The organism is Mycobacterium sp. E2479 (assembly GCF_001667925.1).
Classification (GTDB): domain Bacteria; phylum Actinomycetota; class Actinomycetes; order Mycobacteriales; family Mycobacteriaceae; genus Mycobacterium.
The window spans coordinates 13578-32730 of record NZ_LZJR01000076.1 but is presented as its reverse complement, the minus strand read 5'-3'; the positions used below and the strand labels follow the sequence as shown (position 1 = coordinate 32730).

Annotated in this window: 18 protein-coding genes; 6 read left to right on the top strand and 12 right to left on the bottom strand. The window is 64.9% G+C overall.

Annotation, left to right across the window (positions count from 1 at the left end):
* Positions 1 to 150: 150 nt before the first annotated feature.
* From A5686_RS10125 to A5686_RS10115, 3 genes are read right to left on the bottom strand one after another with little or no spacing between them, the layout of a single operon-like run.
* The gene (locus A5686_RS10125; protein WP_067933701.1) at positions 151 to 522 is read right to left on the bottom strand and encodes a thiocyanate hydrolase; all 372 of its coding nucleotides are present in this window, start codon (positions 520 to 522) and stop codon (positions 151 to 153) included.
* 13 nt (positions 523 to 535) lie between these two features.
* On the bottom strand, positions 536 to 1246 hold the full coding sequence (gene scnC / locus A5686_RS10120; protein ID WP_067933699.1) for a thiocyanate hydrolase subunit gamma: 711 nt from the start codon (positions 1244 to 1246) through the stop codon (positions 536 to 538).
* Between the two features lie 19 nt (positions 1247 to 1265).
* Entirely contained in the window at positions 1266 to 2105 is an 840-nt protein-coding gene (locus A5686_RS10115) for an SH3-like domain-containing protein (RefSeq protein ID WP_067933697.1), read from the bottom strand.
* A gap of 113 nt (positions 2106 to 2218) precedes the next feature.
* Between A5686_RS10115 and A5686_RS10110 the strand changes: the two genes are divergently transcribed.
* Positions 2219 to 3067 carry an enoyl-CoA hydratase-related protein gene (locus A5686_RS10110; RefSeq protein ID WP_067933695.1) on the top strand — a complete coding sequence of 283 codons (849 nt, stop codon included), beginning with the start codon at positions 2219 to 2221 and terminating at the stop codon, positions 3065 to 3067.
* A gap of 28 nt (positions 3068 to 3095) precedes the next feature.
* Here the strand turns inward: A5686_RS10110 and A5686_RS10105 are convergent, their stop codons facing one another.
* The 6 genes from A5686_RS10105 to A5686_RS10080 all read right to left on the bottom strand — a co-directional run bounded on the left by A5686_RS10105 (position 3096) and on the right by A5686_RS10080 (position 10066).
* The gene (locus A5686_RS10105; RefSeq protein ID WP_067933692.1) at positions 3096 to 4796 is read right to left on the bottom strand and encodes an FAD-binding protein; all 1701 of its coding nucleotides are present in this window, start codon (positions 4794 to 4796) and stop codon (positions 3096 to 3098) included.
* Entirely contained in the window at positions 4793 to 6142 is a 1350-nt protein-coding gene (locus tag A5686_RS10100) for an SRPBCC family protein (protein WP_082947581.1), read from the bottom strand. The genes A5686_RS10105 and A5686_RS10100 overlap by 4 nt, the downstream gene beginning before the upstream one ends.
* Before the next feature lie 78 nt (positions 6143 to 6220).
* On the bottom strand, positions 6221 to 7750 hold the full coding sequence (locus tag A5686_RS10095; RefSeq protein WP_067933688.1) for an acyl-CoA synthetase: 1530 nt from the start codon (positions 7748 to 7750) through the stop codon (positions 6221 to 6223).
* An 8-nt stretch (positions 7751 to 7758) separates the two neighbouring features.
* Positions 7759 to 8631, bottom strand: coding sequence for an enoyl-CoA hydratase-related protein (locus A5686_RS10090; protein WP_067933686.1), 873 nt, complete (start codon positions 8629 to 8631; stop codon positions 7759 to 7761).
* A gap of 18 nt (positions 8632 to 8649) precedes the next feature.
* Positions 8650 to 9108, bottom strand: a complete 459-nt coding sequence (locus tag A5686_RS10085; protein WP_369829695.1) for a thiamine pyrophosphate-dependent enzyme — start codon at positions 9106 to 9108, stop codon at positions 8650 to 8652.
* Between the two features lie 94 nt (positions 9109 to 9202).
* Positions 9203 to 10066: a mycofactocin-coupled SDR family oxidoreductase gene (locus A5686_RS10080; protein ID WP_067933684.1), complete on the bottom strand. Its 864-nt coding sequence runs from the start codon at positions 10064 to 10066 to the stop codon at positions 9203 to 9205.
* Between the two features lie 273 nt (positions 10067 to 10339).
* Here A5686_RS10080 and A5686_RS10075 point away from each other — a divergent pair, with 273 nt between their 5' ends.
* The 3 genes from A5686_RS10075 (at position 10340) to A5686_RS10065 (ending at position 13600) form a co-directional block, all read left to right on the top strand.
* Entirely contained in the window at positions 10340 to 11578 is a 1239-nt protein-coding gene (locus A5686_RS10075) for a CaiB/BaiF CoA-transferase family protein (RefSeq protein ID WP_067933839.1), read from the top strand.
* Positions 11579 to 11708: 130 nt separating this feature from the next.
* On the top strand, positions 11709 to 13073 hold the full coding sequence (locus A5686_RS10070; RefSeq protein WP_067933682.1) for a wax ester/triacylglycerol synthase domain-containing protein: 1365 nt from the start codon (positions 11709 to 11711) through the stop codon (positions 13071 to 13073).
* Positions 13074 to 13312: 239 nt separating this feature from the next.
* Entirely contained in the window at positions 13313 to 13600 is a 288-nt protein-coding gene (locus A5686_RS10065; protein WP_067933679.1) for an ANTAR domain-containing protein, read from the top strand.
* Positions 13601 to 13700: 100 nt separating this feature from the next.
* On the opposite strand, the gene A5686_RS10060 is transcribed toward A5686_RS10065, so the two are convergent.
* A complete protein-coding gene (locus A5686_RS10060; RefSeq protein WP_067933677.1) occupies positions 13701 to 15527 on the bottom strand; it encodes a DUF4407 domain-containing protein in 1827 nt (608 codons plus the stop codon).
* 226 nt (positions 15528 to 15753) lie between these two features.
* Here A5686_RS10060 and A5686_RS10055 point away from each other — a divergent pair, with 226 nt between their 5' ends.
* Complete coding sequence (locus A5686_RS10055) at positions 15754 to 16311, top strand: hypothetical protein (RefSeq protein ID WP_067933675.1); 558 nt, start codon at positions 15754 to 15756, stop codon at positions 16309 to 16311.
* A gap of 107 nt (positions 16312 to 16418) precedes the next feature.
* Positions 16419 to 16847 (top strand): SRPBCC family protein, encoded by a 429-nt coding sequence (locus A5686_RS10050; RefSeq protein WP_082947580.1) that lies wholly within the window; start codon positions 16419 to 16421, stop codon positions 16845 to 16847.
* A gap of 11 nt (positions 16848 to 16858) precedes the next feature.
* On the opposite strand, the gene A5686_RS10045 is transcribed toward A5686_RS10050, so the two are convergent.
* Positions 16859 to 17131: a hypothetical protein gene (locus A5686_RS10045; protein ID WP_067933671.1), complete on the bottom strand. Its 273-nt coding sequence runs from the start codon at positions 17129 to 17131 to the stop codon at positions 16859 to 16861.
* A gap of 101 nt (positions 17132 to 17232) precedes the next feature.
* Positions 17233 to 19062, bottom strand: a complete 1830-nt coding sequence (locus tag A5686_RS10040) for a molybdopterin-dependent oxidoreductase (RefSeq protein ID WP_369829693.1) — start codon at positions 19060 to 19062, stop codon at positions 17233 to 17235.
* Positions 19063 to 19153: the final 91 nt, after the last annotated feature.

Sequence of the window (19153 nt, the reverse complement as noted above, 5' to 3'; positions counted from 1 at the left end):
GTCGGCACCAGTGGGATGAGGAAGCGTTCCACGACGGGGTTGGCATGCAGTGTTGTGAAGCCAACGTTGCTGCCAGCGTAGCGTATCGGAAGCCGATCCGGGAAAACGGCGTCGGCAACCCTATTTATCGCTGCGAGTCGGCCGCTGCGCTCAGGCTTGCAGCCGGGCCCGCACCGCAGCCAGGCGCTCCTCGAGTTCCGCTTCGTCGATGACGCCGCGCACCACGAGCGAGTGGGCCAATGCCATCAACCGATTCTCCGGATACGGCAGGTCGGCGTAGATGGTCGCCGAAAGGGCGTCCTCTTCGCCACGGCGGGCGGCGAAACCGAGCACCTCAGCGCCGCGCTCGCTGCCGTCGAGCGCGTCACAGAGCCCGTCCAGGCTCGTCTTCCACGGTGGTACCGGGTTACCGACACCGTACTTAGCCGCCATGCGGCTCCAGACCTGGTTGCGTGCAATGATTTTCGCCAGCGGCTCGACGACTGCGTCACGCGTGGGGTGCGGTGGGTTCGCGGCGCTCATCTTTGACCTCGCATCAGTCGGCTATGGGGTGGACGGCGCGACGCGTCTGGGTGACCGCGTTGGTGGTCACCCCCGGCTTGGGTAATGCGACGCCGATCAGACAATCGCGCGTGATGATTTCGACGAGTTGGTCTTCGGTCCAGTCCTCCGTTCCGTCCGGACGGACGGGCATCACCATGAACCGATGCTTCTGGTTGGAATCTTCCACCCGGATCTCGACGTCTTCCGGGAGGATAAGGCCGAATTCCGCGAGCACTTGGCGCGGCCAGCGCACGATGCGGCGCCGATAGTTGGGCGTGCGATACCACTCCGGCGAATTGCCCAGAATCGGGCGCGGGTAGCACGAGCACAGCGTGCAGACGATCACGTGATGCAGCGTCGGGGTGTCTTCCAGCACGTGCAGGGCGGTGAAGTCACTCGGGGTTCCAAAACCGGTCGGTTCCAGCCAGTCGACGCCGACCTCCTTGCTGGCGGCGAGCGCATCGGCGCGCACCAAGTCCTTGAAAGCCGGATCGAGCCAAGCCTTAGCCACCAGGCGCGCCGCGGGAGTTGGGCCGATCTGCTCCGCGAACTCGGTGAAGCGGCGATGATCTTCTGCGGTGAAAATGCCCTTCTCGATGCACAATTCGCGAAGCGCGATCTCGAGAACCTCGAAGTCGGTGATCTCGTCCACCACGGGCGCGGCGGTGCGCTCGTGATCGTGCTCGTGCTCGTGGGCGGTCATGCGGAGGTCCTTTCGGGCGCTATTCGGCTGATTCGAGCCATCGTTCGGGGATCTCGGTCTGCAATGTGTCGTTGTCCGGTCCGGCGTAGCCATGCCATAACTCGGAGAGGTTGAAGCGAACGATGTAGAACCATTCGGGTGGCTGATCCGCCCCGTCCCAGGTCTCATCCTCGGCGGCGGGGCTTTCGTATGAAACGACCGCGATCTCGCCGGTCGCCCCGCGCACGTACTCCTGCGTGCGGGTGTAGAGCAACACCGGCAGCTCGCGCACCACGACCTTGTCGCCGACGTTGAACTTCGGCGGGCCGGCCTGTCCGGCGTACACCTGTGGGTCGCCCTTGCCGACGGCGTGTCGGTGGTGCCGGTTGCGAGTGACGGCGGCGGGGTCGCCTTCGGACTTGGGCCTGGCTTCCAAGGGTTTTCCGTGCAGGCCTCCCGCGTAGCGGGCCTTGACCTCGGACATGCGTTCGGCCAATTCGCTCAGGCCGATGTGATGTTTTTCGGCGAGGACGCGCGCGACCGCCAGCAACCACCGTCCGTAGTAGGGAAGGCCGAGATAGATGGTGCGGCCCAGGTCCACATTGCCCATCCGCCGTCGTTCCTCGGACAACCAGATCCCACGCCAGCCGAGCACCTCACACATGACGTAGGTGTTGTGCTCCCAAATCTCATACTGCTTGTTCTCGAATTCGATGGGAGCGTCCGGCTCGCCGCCGACGTCGTGGGGAGTCTTGACGTAGGCGTTGAAGCGTTCGTGGTCAATGAGATCCGGCGTGGGAGCGTCCGGGAGTTCGGGATAGGAGGATTGCAGCCTGGCCACCAGGTCCAGCCGTGCCGCTCGGTCCGACGGAGTAGTCATCGCAGCCCTATTCGTAATGGTCCGGCGCCTCCATACACTTCACTCCTCCTGCCACCATTGCGCAACCGCAAAAGCGAATTCGGGGAATGGCGGTGTCCGGTAGTGTCACCAGGATGGAGCGGCGTGTCCTGAACGCGGTCATCTATGAGCGCGAACCGCCGATTGCGCGGATCGTTCTGAACCGGGTGGACAAGGCCAACACCAAGGATGCCGTCTTGGTCAGCGAGGTCGACGAGTGCCTGCACGAGGCCGACCGCGACAAGGACATCAAGGTCGTCATTCTCAAGGCGAACGGTAAGGGATTCTGCGGCGGCCATGTCGCGCGCTGGGGCCCGGACGAAAACCCGTATCCGGACTTCGGGGACACGTTCGAGGACCTTTACAAAGGCACCGCTGATTTGTTTTTGTGGCCGACGCTGTATCTGTGGGAATTCCCCAAGCCGACCATCTCGCAAATCCATGGATATTGCGTGGGTGGCGGGATCTATCTCGGCTTGCTGACCGACTTCTGTGTCGCCTCCGAGGACGCGTATTTCCAGATGCCACTTGCCCAAAGCCTCGGCGAACCCGGCGGGCACACGATGATCGAGCCGTGGCTGCTCATGAACTGGCATCGCACCATGGACTGGCTGCTGCTGGCCCCGACCCTGTCCGCGCAGCAGGCCCTCGAGTGGGGGCTGCTCAACCGGGTGGTTCCACGCGACGCCCTCGAGGACACCGTGGAGCAGATGGCGCGCACGATCGCCCAAATTCCGCTGACCACATTGATGGCGGTCAAGAACAACGTGAAGCGCGCGTGGGAATTGATGGGCATGCGGGTGCACCTTCAAGTCAGCCACATCCTGACCAACATGGTTGGTGCCGCGTCCGATGTGCAGGCGAGGCGGGCCGAGCTGATGCAGTCGGGCATGAAGCCGCGTGAATTCGTCGACCGCGACGAGAAGGATTGCCCGCCAACGTGAAACACCTTTCACGCTCGACAGTGCCCGCCTAGCGGGCCATCTCGCCTGCGATCTTGCGTCCCGCCGCATGGCGCGCTGCGACGTAACCGAACACCATGGAGCTGGCGATGCTCGCCCCGGCGCCCGGATACGTTCGCCCCATCACCGTCGCCGTGGTGTTGCCGGTCGCATACAAGCCCTCGATCACCCGATCCTGTTCGTCGAGAACCTGGGCGTGCTCATCGGTGACAACGCCACCACATGTTCCGACATCGGCGGGGAGCACCCTGGTGGCGTAGTACGGTGCGGCGTCGAGCGGGCCGATGGCGGCGTTGGGTCGGTACCCGGGGTCGCCCAGGCAGTCGTTGTAGGCCGACTGACCGCGGCCGAAGTCGGGATCGAGGCCCTTGGCCGCGAATTGGTTGAATCGATGCACCGCGCTCGCCAGTTCGTCGGCGGGAAGGTCGATCTCGCGGGCCAGGTCGGGGATCGTCGCCGCCCGCTTGACGGCACCGGACTCGATCAGCTCGGGGGGTAGCGGCTGGTTGCGCTTCAACACATTGGCGCTGGTGACGTACCTGCGCACATATCCTTCGTCGAAGATCATCCAGCACGGTACGGCCTTGTTCGCATACATGGCCTTGCCGACTTCGACGTAGGAGTTGGACTCGTTGCAGAACCTTCGACCGGTCGAGTCGACATAGATGGCGCCCGGTCGCTGGCGCCCGGAGCCGAGGGAGGCGGCGACAGCGCCGCCGTTGGCGATGAAAACCGAAGGCAGCCACCAAGCCTCGTCCAGCAGGTCGGTCTTGGCGCCCAGCCGCATCGCCGCCTCGAGCACCTCACCGGTGTCGCCGGCGTTGGCGATCGACCACTTCCCCTCGTTGGGCTGGTCACCGCTGTACCGGCGGCGCATTTCCTTGTTGTGGCCAAAGCCGCCCGCGGCCAGCAGCACTCCCTTGCGGGCCTGGACATTCAACGGTCTCCCGTCGCGAACGATGCGAACGCCGACCACTCGGCCGCCGTCGACGACCAGATCGGCCATCGCGGCATCGGTCCACAGCGGGGGATTTCCGTCGCTGAGCTCGATCAGCGCCTTGAGCATCTGCCCGATAAGCGATGCGCCGTTGGTAAGGATCTGACGTCGCCGGGCCCGCGCCGACGCGGTTCGCAGGAATACCCGCGCCGCGACGGCGAAGGCCCGCGGCGCGCGGTTGAAATACTGGACCGACCGTAACTCGTTGGTGAGCACCACATATCCGTAGTTCTTGGCCAGTGGCGGCTGCACCTTGTCGCTCCAGGTCCCGAGCTTCGCCGCGTCAAACGGGATTCCCTCGACGGCGCGGCCGGACGCGTTGCCGCCCTTGTGGTTCGGGTAGTAGTCGCTCCATCCCGCGCACCGGATCAGTTCGACCCCCTTGCGGGTGAGGAAGTTGATCATCTCGAAGCCAGCGGTCAGGAACATCTCGCGTCGTTCGGGGGAAGACGGCGCACCGATATCGCCGACCACATCGGCGAGATAGGCCAGGCCGTCCTCGTGCGAGTCCACGATGCCGGTGGCACGCATCAACGGGTTGTTCGGCAGCCAGATGATGCCGCCCGAAAGCCCCGTCGAGCCGCCGACCAGCGACTGTTTCTCGATGATCAGCGGCTCGAGCCCGCAGTCCAGTGCGGCCAGGCCGGCGACCATGCCGCCCCCGCCGCTGCCCGCGATGACCAGGTCCGCCGAGTGGTCCCACCGCACAGTCATGGCTCCTCCGAGCCGAAGCCGAGATCGGCGATCGGTACATCGATGGTGGTGTTGGTCTTCTGGATGGCGGGCAGCAGGGTGGCGTACGGTAAGCCGGCCAAGAAACCGTCGATGACCCGTTCGAAGTTCGAGATCAGGCCTTCGATCTGGTCCGACAACCGCATGAATTCAAAGCCCTTGGAGTGCAGGCCTTTCTGCTGTCTCGGCAGGTTGGAGAAATCCTGGGCGGGGATTGGCGGCCAGCGCGGATCATCGGGCGCCATGGGCTGCGGAGGGATGGGTTTGCCCGCCGACGCATCCGCCGGATACCGGGTGAGAGACCAGATCTCGAACAGCGTCTCCTCGGGCCCTAGCGGTCGGATGCGATACGAGGATGCACTGCTATACGTCGGCAGGATGAAGTGATGCGGGAAGGCGAATCCGATCGCATCGGTTATCCCGCGGCGGACCAGGTCGTTGAGATCTGGGATGCCACTGCCGCGGGCACGGTGCCAGTTGACGACGGCATCGTTGAGGGCGCTGCGCCACCGCGCCATCGCCGCGGCCGGATCGGCCGGCAACTCGATGTTCTGCAAGCCCTCGGCGATGCGGATGTCGTTCTCGTGCGTCATACCGCCCATGCCGTCGCCGAGCGTGCGCATGAAGTACAGGCTGCTCGCGACGACCGGATGTATCGCCGCGGTGGGCTCGGCGGTCTGCGCGGACGGCAGCAGCTGAGGATGGGTCTGCGGGACGTGGTAGCCCTCCATGAACGCCGCAGTCGCCAACTTCCAGTTCACCGGCAGCCGGCACGACTGCCACCACTCAACACGCAGCGAGTCCACCTGCCACGCATCGTAAATCGACGCGAACGGCTCCATCCAGTCACGCAACGGTGGTGCGTCGCCGTCGAAGTTGATCCACGCGCAGCCGCCCCAAAGCTCACAGCGCACGGACACCAGCTCCAGGTCATCGGCGGCCAGGTTCTCTTCCGCGAACGCTTCGGGTCGCAGGACGAACGTGTTGCGACCATCGATGCCCCAACACCAGCCGTGAAACGGGCACACGAAGGTGCGCCGATTCCCTTGGCCTTCCACCAGTTTGACGCCGCGATGGCGGCAGGCGTTGTGGTAGGCCCGCACGCTGCGATTGTCTACCCGGACGACGATGACCGACTGGTCCAGGATTTCGTATTCGACGAAATCGCCGGGTTTGGGAATCTCCTCGAGCCGGCAGGCCATCTGCCACACCCGCGGCCAGAACATCTGAGCCTCCAGCGCATAGAACTCCGGATCGTAGTAGCGCTGCTTAGGGATTCGGTCGGCAGTCTGGACCGCCCAGGGCACCGCTAGCGGCGTCCAATTCACCTCCGCCCGCCGCGGGGCTTGCGCGTCGGAAATCTCGTTGCCCATTCCTACCGCCATCTCGTCATCCCTCGTGTCACATCACAAGATCCGCGATACTCGCCCTTGCCAGTAGCGGTCGCGGATGCGTTTCTTGTACAGCTTTCCGTTCGGGTCGCGCGGCAGGGAGTCGAACTCGACGGTGCGCGGGCATTTATAACCGGCCAGGTGAGCCCGGCAGTATTCAATGAGTTCGGTCTCGAGCTCGGGCCCGGCCACCACGCCGTTGGCCGGCTGCACGACGGCCTTGACCTCTTCGCCGAATTCGTCGTTGGGGATCCCGAATACCGCCGCGTCGACCAGCTTCGGATGCATGACGAGCAGGTTCTCCACCTCTTGCGGGTAGATGTTGACCCCGCCGGAGACGATCATGAAGGTCGACCGGTCGGTCAGATACAAAAACCCGTCTGAGTCGACATAGCCCATGTCGCCGAGCGACCGCCACCCGCGGTCGTTGTACACCGATGCGGTCTTGGCGGGATCCTTGAAGTATTCGAAGTCGGGCCCACCCTCGAAATAGAGCTCGCCGGACTCGCCGACGGGAAGTTCCCGCCCGTCTTCACCGATCACGTGCACCGCTGACATCGGAATCCCCACCGAACCGGGATGCGCGAGCCACTCCTGCGGCCCGATCGTGGTCCCCGCGAATCCCTCGGTACCGCCGTAGTATTCGTGAATGATGGGTCCGAACCACTCCATCATCCGGTGCTTGACATCGACCGGGCACGGTGCGGCCGCGTGAATGACGCAGCGCAAGCTGGACACGTCGTAGCTCTCCCGGACCGCTGCCGGCAACTTGAGCATGCGCACGAACATCGTCGGTACGAACTGCGCGTGGGTCACGCGGTGGGCCTCGATCAGACGCAGTACCGCCTCGGCGTCGAACTTGCGCACGAGGATCGACGCGGCGCCCACGCGGTGGGCCGCCATGGTGTAGTTCACTCCCGCGGCGTGATACAGCGGCGCGGGGGACAGGTACACGCTCGACGAGCTCATCCCGTATTTATGAACCAGCGCCATCTCGAGCACCGACTGCGCCCAGGACCCGTTGCCGTCGGCGGGAAGAGGTCGCCGCACCGCCTTGGGCCGTCCCGTGGTGCCGGACGAATAGAGCATCTCTGATCCGTCCGACAGCGGTGGGGCGTCGCCCGCCGCCGCCAGTTCGTCTTCATAGGATAGCCAGCCCGGCAGGGGACCGCCGACCGAGAAATTGGCGACCAATGTCGCGTTGACGTCGCGGATGTGCGCGGCCAATTCGGGCATCGAGGCATCGACGAAGACGGCCTTGGCGTCCGAGTCGTCGATGACGTAGCTGGCCTCGTCCGGAATGAAATGGGTGTTGACCGCGGTGTAGTAGAGCCCAGAAAGCTGTGCGCCCCAGGTGATTTCGAAGAATTCGGGCCGGTTCGGCAGGACCAGCGCCACACCGTCACCGCGGCGCAGTCCCGCGTCGTGCAATACGGCGGCCACCCGTTGGCTGCGTGCATACAGGTCGCCGAACGAGATCGTGCCGACGTCGGTGACCAGGGCCGGCGACTCTGCGGCTGTGATCGCGTGATCGGCGATGTTCACCAGCGATCCTAAGTCGTTGCGGCGCCGTCGGTCTGGGCGGCTGCCGCGGCCTGCCGGCGGGCCTGCTCGGAGGGCAGTACCTTGTCCTTGAACACGGTCTGGATGAGTTCTTGCACGTCCTTGCTGATCGAGGCAAGGGCAACCAGGTCATTGGAGCTCTGCCAGTGCACCCGCATGCCCATCAGTTCCCAGGCCCGCTTCAGGTTGGCCTTGGTCGCCAGCAGTGTCGTCATCGGAGCCTGGGCGATGTGCCGGGCGATGGCGTCGACCCGGTCGTCGAGTTGGTCACGCGGCACGACCTCGTTGACCAGACCGACCTCGAGTGCTTTCTTGGCGTCGATGACCTCGGCGAGGAACAAGTAGTAGGCGGCACGCCGCCAGTTCATGAAAACCCATGGCTCGATCGAACATTCGCCCGATGGCATGCCGAAGCCCTGTAGCGGCGGGTAGGAGAAATAGGCATCCTCGGAGGCGATCACGATGTCGGTGGTCAGACCCATGTGGGTGCCGCCGCCGACGCAGTATCCGTGCACCTGCGCGATGGTGGGCTTGGCGAACTCCCACAGATTCAGTGTCGGCTTGACGAACAGGTCGCTCTGCGGTTTCCACGGGTGACCCATCTTCATGGCACCTTCGACAAACGCCGGATAGTCGACGGCGTTGTTGCCGATGGCGTGTCCAGAGCAGAAGCCCTTCCCGTTGGCCTTGAGGACCAGCACTTTGATGTCGTAGTCGCGGTCGGCGTCCAGCAGCGCCGCGTCGACCTCCTCGGCCAGTTTCTGGTCCTGAGCATTGGCCTTCTCCGGCCAGTTGAGCGTGATTTTCGCGATGGGACCGTCTTTTTGGTAGATGATTCTCTCGCGGGTCTCGTTGAGATCCATGGGGTTTACCTCTCCTCGTTATGACGTGATGACGCCGATTTCGGCTCCGATGACGTAGGTGGTCCCGACCTGGCCCGTCCAGCTGACGGTGCCGGACGCTCGCGCTTCGATTTCCTGTTCCGCCTTCTCCGTCGCGATCACATAAATCGGCGTCCCCGCCTCGACGTGCTCACCGGCGCCGACGATGCCGGTCGAAAGCATCACGACGGCCTCGCGTTTGGCGATGTGCATGGTGCCGCCCTTGCCTCGGCTTGCACCGACCGTTCGGCCCATCATCTCGCCGTAGATCTCTTCGAGCGGCACTCCGTTGCCGATGAGGTCGTGCAGTCCACGGTAGGTGGTCACGAGCTGATCTTCGGGCCGCAGCGCGACGCCCATCGCGGCCGCGATCGCCTCCTGACCGCATGACGGCCAGTACACGCACATGAACTCGCCGGTGCCGATGCCCTTGGACAGCCGGTCGTCGGCTGCCTTCATCAGCACCATGAGTTCGTACAGGCGCCGTTGCATCAAGCGGTCGGCAGTCATCGCGTAGTCCCGTTGTGGTGCAACCCGATTGGTGTCGCTGCCGTCACGCGCCCGACCATGGCTTGACCTTGAGAAAACCGCCGCCGTCGACCCGGAGTTGCTGACCGGTGATATATCGCGCGGCGTCGGATGCGAGGAACAGCACCGCCTCGCTGATGTCCTCGGGCTCGACGTAGGGGATAGGCATCGCCTGGACGAACGGGAAGATGGGTTCGGCGTCCTCGCGGGTCGGCTCCTTCAGGTCGGGCCGGAAGGCCCGGTACATCGGCGCGCTGTGCAACATGTCGGTGTTGACGTTCGTCGGATGCACCGCGTTCATCCGGATGGAGAACGGGGCTAGTGCCAGGGCAAAGTCGTTGACGTAGTGCGCGGCAGCCAGTTTCGCGAAGGCGTAGCCCGCTCCGCCGGGGCCGCCGTCGATGCCGGTGGTGTTCATCGACGACATGAAGGCGGCGTTGGAACCGATCACGACGATCGACGCGCCGGCCTCCAGGTGTTTGAGGCTGGCATGGACCAGGTTGAGCACGCCGATGAGGTCAACGTCCACCGCGTCGGCGAAAGCCTTCGGTGGCAGGCCCGCGGTGAGTGGGCAGATGCCGGCGTTGGCAATCACGACGTCGAGGTGGCCGAATTCGGCGACGCCCTCGTCGATGGCCGCGGACAGTGCGACGCGGTCGCGAACATCGGCGATCGCGGTGTGCGCGCGCTGCCCCTCCTTTTCCACCAGCCGCGCCGTTTCGTCCAAGTCCTCGGCGCGGGCCAGCGGATACTCATTGGTGTCGATGTCCGTGCAGAGGTCTACGGCGATGATGTCCGCACCCTCGGCGGCCAGCATTCGCGCGTGCGAGCGGCCCTGACCGCGCGCGGCGCCGCTGATCACGGCCACCTTGCCCGTTACCCTGCCCATCGCCCGTCCTTCGTCCGTGTGCCTACATCACGACCATTGGGGCCCAACGGCATTCGCTGCGGCAGCCCGATGTTGCAGCGGAAATAAATCGGTTCTGAGCCTTCCGCGCCGGATTGCTGCATGCGGCCATCGCGGCGGGTGGGCAAACGAGACCTTCGGTCGGCTCCATCGCATCTCTTCCACGAAACCTGCGCTGACCTGCAGATGGGCTATCACTACGCCCAAGACTAGCTAGAATATCTAAAATAGCAAGGAATGGGCGCGGCGAGGGAGATGGCGATGTCCGGAGTGCACGGCGGAGTGCTTAACGGTGTGCGGGTTGTCGAATTGGCGTCGTGGACCTATGTGCCCTCTGCCGGTGCCGCCCTGTCGGACTGGGGTGCCGACGTCATCAAGGTGGAGGGCGTCAGCGCGGGCGATCCGGGCCGCGCGTTGGTGGTCGGGGGCTTCACCCGGCAAGCGGCCCGGCCGGATGCCGACTTCATTCTCGAGCTGGGCAACCGCGGCAAGCGCAGCATCGCCATCGACATCAAGTCGGAAACGGGTCGCGAGCTGTTCGGGCGGCTGTTGGCCAGTGCGGATGTGTTCTTGACCAATTGGCTACCGGGCGCACTCGACCGGGCCCGACTGACCGTCGAGGAGATCCGCTCGTTCAATCCGAAGATCATCATCGCGCGCGGCACCGGCCTGGGCGTCCGGGGCCCCGATCGCGATCGCGGCGGATTCGACGCCGCGACGTATCTTGCGCGCGGTGGGGTCGCCTACACCTTGACGCCATTCGGCAGTGAGACGCCCGCGGTCCAGGGGCCCGGCTTCGGTGACTTACAGGGCGGGGCAACGCTGGCCGGCGGGGTTTGCGCCGCGTTGTTTCACCGGGAACGCACCGGCGAACCGGCCATTGTCGACTCTTCGCTGCTGGCGCAGGCGATGTGGTCGATAGCGCCGTCGATTTCAGCCGCCGATTTCTTTGATATCGAGGGGATCCCGGGCGCACCGCCCGGCCTGGCCATCAATCCGCTCGTCAACCGGTACAAGACGAAAGATGGCAGATGGATCCAGCTGGTGTTCCTACAGCCCGACAAATTCTGGGCGGGCTTCTGCCGGCGCATCGGCCTGGCGGAACTCGCCGACGATGAACGATTCGTCCCATCGGGCAACTTGATCGCCAATGCGACAGTGGCGACCGAGCTGCTGGCGAATACTTTCGCGCGCCACGGCCTCGCACATTGGCAGGCGGTGCTCAAGGACGAGCCGGGCGTGTGGGGTGCACTGGCGACGCCGCGGGAAACCCTCAACGACCCGCAAGTCGAACCCAACGGATATGTGGTCACCAACGTAGACGACCACGGCGAGAAATACCGGATCGTTGCCGCACCAGTACAATTCAACGAGACGCCACCGGCGCCGGCACGCGCCCCGGAGCATGGGCAGCACACCGAAGAGATCCTGCTGGAACTCGACATCGACTGGGACGACATCGCCAAGGCGAAGGAGAGCGAAGCGATTCTGTAGGGCGACCCCCGAAAACGGGGAGCCGGGAGTCGACGAAAGGCGCAATCTGTGAGGACCAAAGTCATCACCTGCCGGTAACCGGGTGACCTAGAGCGCGCGCTGTCGTACCTTCAGTGCAAGGAGCACTGATATGGCTGCATTCATGCGCGCGAGCGACGCGTTCACCTGGGCGATGGAGAGTGACCCTCGGCTGCGGTCGACCGTGGTCAGCGTCGTACTCCTGGACCGAACTCCGGACTGGGACGAAGTGCGTAAGCGGTTCGACCTGATCAGCCGCAAACTGCCCATGTTCAGGCAGCGGGTGGTGCAGTCACCTCCGCCGGCTCCGCCGCGGTGGGAGCATTACCGGGATTTCGAGCTGGATTACCACCTGCGGAAGGAAACCATTTCCGGCGCCGGAACTCTCGACGACGTGCTGGAAGTGGCGCGAGTGGCCGAGATGCAGGATTTCGATCGGGCACGCGCGTTATGGGAAACCACGTTCATCGACGGTCTGGAAAACGGTGGAGCGGCCGTGATCTGCAAATTTCATCACGCGCTCACCGACGGGGTCGGCGGAATCCAGATCGCAATGCACCTGTTCGATCTCTCGGAGCATATTTACCCCCTTGAACCCATGCCCCCCGAGCCACAGGCCACGGCGTCCTCGCCGCTGAGCGGCTACCGCGATGCCGTGCGCTACGACACCGGCTTGCTCAACACCGCCCTGACGGGCATGGCCACCCGGGTGCCGCGGGTCATGTACGACGGCGTTCGGCGTCCCGTCGCAACCATCAGGTCCGCGGCCACCACCGCGGCATCGGTCTACCGGACCGTCCGGCCGATAAACCGACCCGGGTCATGCTTGACGACGGATCGCGGCCTGATCCGTCGCCTCGGGGTGCACCAGATCCCGAAGCGGCCGCTTCGGGAAGCGGCGCACCGTTGCGGTGGGGCGCTGAACGACGCCTTCGTCGCCGGGGTCGCGGGCGGCCTACGCATCTACCACGAGAAACACGGCGTGGCGGTGGGTGACTTGCACATCACGATGCCGATCAGTCTGCGGACCAAAGACGACCACATCGGCGGGAACCGGATCACGCTGATGCGCTTCGACATTCCCGTCGGCGAGCCCGATCCGGACAAGCGGATCAAGGCGATACGCCAGCGCACCGCAGCGGTACGCAAGGAAAGATCGCTGCCATACACGCAATTGATCGCGGGGGTACTCAACCTGGCTCCGCGGTGGTACATCGGCTCGGTGCTGCGCCACGTGGATTTCGTGGCCAGCGATGTGCCGGGCGTCCCCGTGCCGGTGTTCCTCGGCGGTGCCGCGGTATGCGCGCAATACGCGTTCGGCCCCACCATCGGTGCGGCAGTCAATGTCACACTGCTCACCTACGTCGATACTTGTGGGGTCGGTTTGAACATCGACACCGCTGCGATTCCCGACTACGACGTTTTCCATGACGCCGTGGTCGGTGGCTTCGACGAAATACTTGCTTTGGCAAGGTAATTCGGCAGCTGCGAGGTCCAACACGGGCCAGTCGGGCTGCGGGAGTCGTTGATGAGCAGCAGATCCCGAAACGGTCACAGCCGCGTATCAATGTCAGTGACAGACTGGCATAACTCAAAGGATCCGCAAATCATTGCACAGGGCGCCTTTTTGGGATTGCGGCGGCGACGAAGCGCACGGATTCCTGCCGCTGTTCGGGTAGCGGTTTCGCGAGGGCGCAGCAGGAGGTATCACTTAGCATGACGACGGACTGGGTCCCCGCCCAAACTTCATGCGGCCCGAATTCCGGTCGCATTCTCGACACCGCGCGGGGCATTCTCATCGGCCTTCGCCGGTGTCCTTCCGACGCCGCTTTCGACGAATTGCACAGCGCCGCGATACGGCACAAAGTACCGGTATTCGCCATGGCGTGGGCACTGGTCCACCTGGCGGGCGACGGCGAGAAGACCCCCAGCTTCGTCGACGCGCAGTCTGCGGCCCGCGACGAGTGGGGGTCACTGTTCAACTCCCGCGCTCTGACCTGCTGAGGGTGCGCCAAGGCGTTGGGGCGGCCGAGCTTTCGAGGGGTAAACCCGGCCGCCACCAACTACAACACCATCGACCCGGTTCGATTTCGAACGGCGGCAGCTATTTCGGCGGCGGCAGCTGAGGCGGGCCGTCGGGCGCATCCAGTTCGGGCGGCCCGTCGCGCTTCGTCAGCGCATGCCGAGGGCCGCCGTCCGCGGATTCCACCGACAACCGGCCCCCATCGTCCCCGGACCAGCGCGGCAAGGACGACTGGGTATGGCGACCCGTCACCTGTCGGCGTGCTCGACGGCCGGGCTCTTGACGCGACGAGGTGACGAACTCGCTTGGTGGCGAATCGGTTTCGGCGTGCGGGGGTTGCCCAGACAGCTGGGTGTCCGAGGCCTCGGAGTTGACCGCCACCTTGCGGGTGCGCTTGAGCGTGAACGTGATCTCTTCGCTTTCTTCGAGGATGCCTTCGAACACCTGGCGGGCGCTGCGCAGTGGCGAAGTGGTCGTGTCGATCACCTTCGCCACGAACGGCGGTACCAGCGGCCGAATCCAGCGGGCCGCCGCCTTGGTGGCGTCCGGGATCGACGGGATCAACGGGGCATTCTGTTCCTCGTGAGGTTCGACTTTGCCGGCCGGCGACAGGGGAGCGGGCAGGTTCTCCGGAACATCGGGGTTCTGGGCGACGGCGGGTCCTGCGGCCGCGTCCGGGGCGGGCAGTTGGGTGATCGCCCGGCTGGCCGCCTCGGCTTCGGCGGCGATCGGCAGATACACGTCATCGTCGTCCGGCTCGAGGGCTCGGTGCGACCGCGCGTGCGCCGCAGCGTCCAAAGCGTCGGAAACCCGGCGGCGTTGTCGCTCGCGGTCGATCTCGATCTGCGCCTCGACGGCGAGTCGCGCCTGCGTCAATTGGTGCTCGGCCCAGAGGATTTCGGCCTCGCGGCGCACCTCGGCGCGCTTGAGCGCGATGGCGGTGTCCGCGTCGAGTTCGGCGCGTTCGCGCTCGGCGCGGGAAGTGGCCCGGCGATCGTGGGTTGTCTCACCGCGCCACAAACTTAGGATCAGGGGCGTCAGGTAGAGCAGCACGCACAGCGCGAGCGTCACCAGCCGCAGGGTCATTGCCCCGGCATCGGCGGAAGTGAGGTCGTTCAACGCGACCCAGCGTGCACCCAGGCCGCGGCCCGCATCCGCCACGACACCGTCCCGCGCGTCGCGCAGCGCTAGCTCCTCTCGCGAAATCGCGGCGTCCAGGGCTGGCGCGCGGCTGTCCCGCATCGCCAGCGCGGTGTCCAATTCGTGCTGCGCATCGGCGAGAAGCTGGTTGGCCGTGCGTGTTTCCGGCCCGGCCCCGGGATCACCGGTGATTTGGGTTTGTGGGCAACCAGGCGTGGGGTGGTACTCGCAGCGGGCGACGACCAGGGCCTTGTCCTGGCGGTCACGGGCCTGCGCGACCGCGCCGTCGAGCTCGGAGCGGGCAGTCCTGGATTGCTGCAGGGACGCGGATGCCTGCGCGACAGCGGGGACCGATTCGGCGTTGCGCAACGCTCGTTGGTCGAGACGATGGTCGATCGAGCTGGAAAGAATGACCATTGCCGCGAGTTCACCGACGACGACGCCCACCGTCGCCGCCACCGCGGCGCGTCCCGCCACACCGGAGCGGCCCCGTTCGGGTCCCGGGATGGTGCCGCGGGTGACGGCGCCGACGAGCAGGCCGAAGACGAGGGTGAGCGGCACGATGGCCGGCAGCGGCCAGCGAACCGACCCGCCGATCGCCAGGGTCGCGATCAGCCAGGCCAGCACCGCCCCCAACAACGCGACCGCGCCGGCGACGGCGTGGGTTGACCGTTCGTGCCGCTCACTCAGCTCGCGCCGATGTCCGCCACCGAGCCAGATGAGCACCCCCGCCAGGCCCGCGCTTTGTTCAGTTACTTCCTCGGGCATGAGCTGAAAACACCTCCACCGTCAAGCCTTGCAGGCGACCGCCCGGCACATCGAATCGAAGCGCCTCTCCTGTGATGCGCTTCACACCGCCCCCGCATCGCCGCAGATCGCCCGCCGGGCATCGATCGGGTTTGCTGCTCCGAGGAGACGGGATCTGCCGCGGGATTCGTGCGACGCGGGCAGATCAGCGACCGTTCCGGCAGGCGACATGAGACGGTATAAGCCTATGACGAATCACGATTATGTCACCTACGAAGAGTTTGGCCGCAGGTTCTTCGAGATAGCGGTCACTCCGGAGCGGGTAGCCGCCGCGTTTGCCGACATCGCCGGAAGCGAGTTCGCCATGGAGCCGATTGCGCAGGGGCCCGGCCGAATCGCCAAAGTCAGTGCCAACGTCAAGATCCAGGAGCCCCGGGTCACGCGTCGGCTGGGCGACAGCATCACCTTCGTCATCCACATCCCGCTCTCGATCGACCTGCTGGTCGACCTGTGGCTCGACAAGCAGCGTTTTGTGGTCTCCGGGGACATTCAATTGCGCGCGACCGCGCGCGCGGCCGAACCGCTGTTGCTGATCGTCGACGTCGCCAAACCGCGGCCTTCCGATATCACCGTCAATGTCTCGTCCAAGTCCATTCGCGGCGAGGTGCTGCGGATCCTGGCCGGTGTCGACGGCGAGATCCGGAGATTCATCGCGCACTATGTCGCCGCCGAGATCGACGCGCCTGCGTCCCAGGCAGCGCAGATCATCGATGTCTCCCACCAGCTGGAGCAGGCCTGGCCCTGAGTGGACCCGTCCAGGAATACGCGCGACGGTGTCGGGGTACCCAGCCAAGGTTGTGCGTGTCGCCGGTGCGCCCGGTGGCGGCGTTTCTGATCGCCAGGAGGAAGATTTTGGCTCGCGTGGATGTCTCGGTGTCGTCGCAGGTGGAACCGGAAGCCGCATGGAAGTTGGCGTCCGACCTGGATCGGTTCGGCGAGTGGATGACCATTTTCGCCGGATGGCGGGGGCCGGTGCCCGACACGATCGAGAAGGGAACCTGTGTCTCGTCGTGCGTCAAGGTCAAGGGCTTCCGCAACGTCATCCACTGGAAGGTCACCAAATACGATGAGCCCAAAGCGATTGAGCTGCAGGGACGCGGACGCGGCGGTATTCGCCTCACCGTGGCCATGACGGTGACCGACGATCATCCCGGATCGACGTTTCACCTCACCGCCGATCTCGGTGGCGGGTTACTCAGTGGACCGGTCGGGGGATTGGTCGCCAGGGTGCTGCGCTCCGATGTGCAGAAGTCCGTCAACAACCTCGCGGCCCTGCGATAGTTCCTGCCGCGTCATCGAACCGGTCGACGAAGCACCCAACCCCGCTCGGCATCGCGGATTCGCCTGCCGTCCATCGCAAGCCAGGACAGGCCGGCCCCGAACGCGAGCATGGAAATGATGGCGGAAACAACACCCGCGCCGGCCTCGCCAAGGGCGAAATTGGTCACGCAGACCGCGAACGCGAGCGCGGCGACCGCGACCACGAGGAGCCCGGGCTTTCGCGCTGCCGCTGCCGATTGATGCCTTGACCGTTCAGCGGTCCGATCGTGAGGACTGTGCCTCATGGGCCTCTCCTCCGCTGTCACATACGTTTCACCGATGTGTCAGAGCTACCCAAATCGCCTTTCGGACAAACGACTTGGCGGAGGTGGCGTGCGGCCGCGGCTCAGAGTGTTTGGTGGCGCCCGAAGTACTTGTGGTCTTCGCTGTAGCCGCCATAACCGCTGCCGATGTCGTGGTAGTCGGCGACGAATTCGATGCCTTTGATCCACTTCACCAATTTGAAGCCGTGCTGCAATTCGTTGCGCAGCCGCAGCGGCCTGCCGTGCATGTAGGGGAGCTGCCGGTCGTTCATGTTGTAGGCCAGCATCGTCATGTGGTGGTCCATCTGGCCGATGTGATGGGCGTTGTAGTAGATGCCCCCCGTCGCCCCCAAACCCATCGAATAGAAGACCGCCCATTTCGCCTCGGGCAGCGGTTTGACGATGTCCATGATCGTTTTCATCTGTACGCCACCCCATTTGGCGACGCCGGACCACGCCTGGATGCAGAAGTGCTGACTGATCTGCTCGTGGTAGGGCAGCGCCATCAAGTCCTCGAGCGAGAACTCCATCGGATGCTCGACCAGCCCGTAGACCTTCAGCCGCCAGTCCTTGAAGTCGTCACGCTCGAGTTCCTTGTATTCGACGGTCTCGGGCAGGCGGCCATTGCGCCAGTGGTGCGGCGAGATGTCCTTTTCGGTGAAGGCGCCGGGCTTGGGGTCGAGCCGCTCGAGCACTCGCTGGAACGGCCCCACGAGGGCGTAGCCGACCCGCTGGACGACTCGGGGGTGCTTGATGGTGAACGGGGTGGCCCAAACCCATGCGATCGCGGTCAGCACCATGGCCGCGGCGAAGATCCCGAAACCGATCCAGCTGTTGTCGTCGCGGGCGGCGAACATGTGGTTGAGATTCCGCAGGGCCTCGGTCGTCAGAACCATCGTCACGTGCACCAGGATGAAGAAGAGGAAGTACACCAGCACCACGAAATGCAGGGAACGCGCGTGCTGAATGCTCAGGCGTTTGCTCAGCCAGTGCACGCGCTGTGAGAGCGCCGGCGACATGCCGAGGCCGGTGATCAGCGCGGCCGGGGCGGCGATGAAGACGGTGGTGAAGTAGGACAACAGCTGCAGGCCGTTGTACGCGACCCAGCCATTGTCGGTTGGCCAGTCCAGCGACAGGTACTGAATGGCCACCGACGCCGCGTTGGGAAAGACATCCCAGCTCATCGGCACGATGTGGCGCCATTGACCGGTGGCGAACAACAGCACGTAGAAGACTGCCCCATTGACCAGCCACAACACGTCGACACCCAGATGCCACCACCGGGCCAACCCGATGGAGTGCCGGAAGCCGGGCAACCCCAGCTGCGGGGGCAGGGCGACGGTGTCGGCGTTGGCGGTCCACAGTTCGTCATCCGGGACCGGCGGTCCCACCCGCAGCCACTCGTCCTTGCCGGGGGTGGCGTTGCGGCTGAAGTAAAGCCGGGGATGGTCGCAGAGAATCTGGATCCCCGTCCTGATGATGAACATCATCATGAACAGGTTGAAGAAGTGCGTCCAGCCGATCCACGCCGGCAGGCCGGGGGGGATGCCGGCACTGTCCGACCCGGGATAGCGGTGGATGAACGACTGCACCGCCGGCACGTTGTGCAGGCCTTTGCCTACCGCGATGCCGGCGATCAGCACGGCAAAGCCGATGGGGATCAACCACAGCAGGTTGAACCAGCGGTCCCGGCCCACGCGCAGCTTCGGGGCGGTAGCCCGCCTGGTGAGATCGAAGCCGCCGCCGTAATGCTCCACGTCGATGGTGTCTTCGGCGGTGTGTATCTCGCTGCGGTAGTCCGGGTCGGACGTCAGCGGCGTGCCGACCGCCAACGTCGAGACTGAGCCATTCCCCTCCGGATCAACCTGCTTGCTTTCGGCCTGCGTCACGGGCTCGAAAATACACGAAAACACCTGAATAAATCCAAACAAGGTTGGAAAAAAGGGCCGTGGCGCACCCCGATTTGGCCGAGTGTTCGCCGGCAACAGTTGCCAGCGGGCAGGA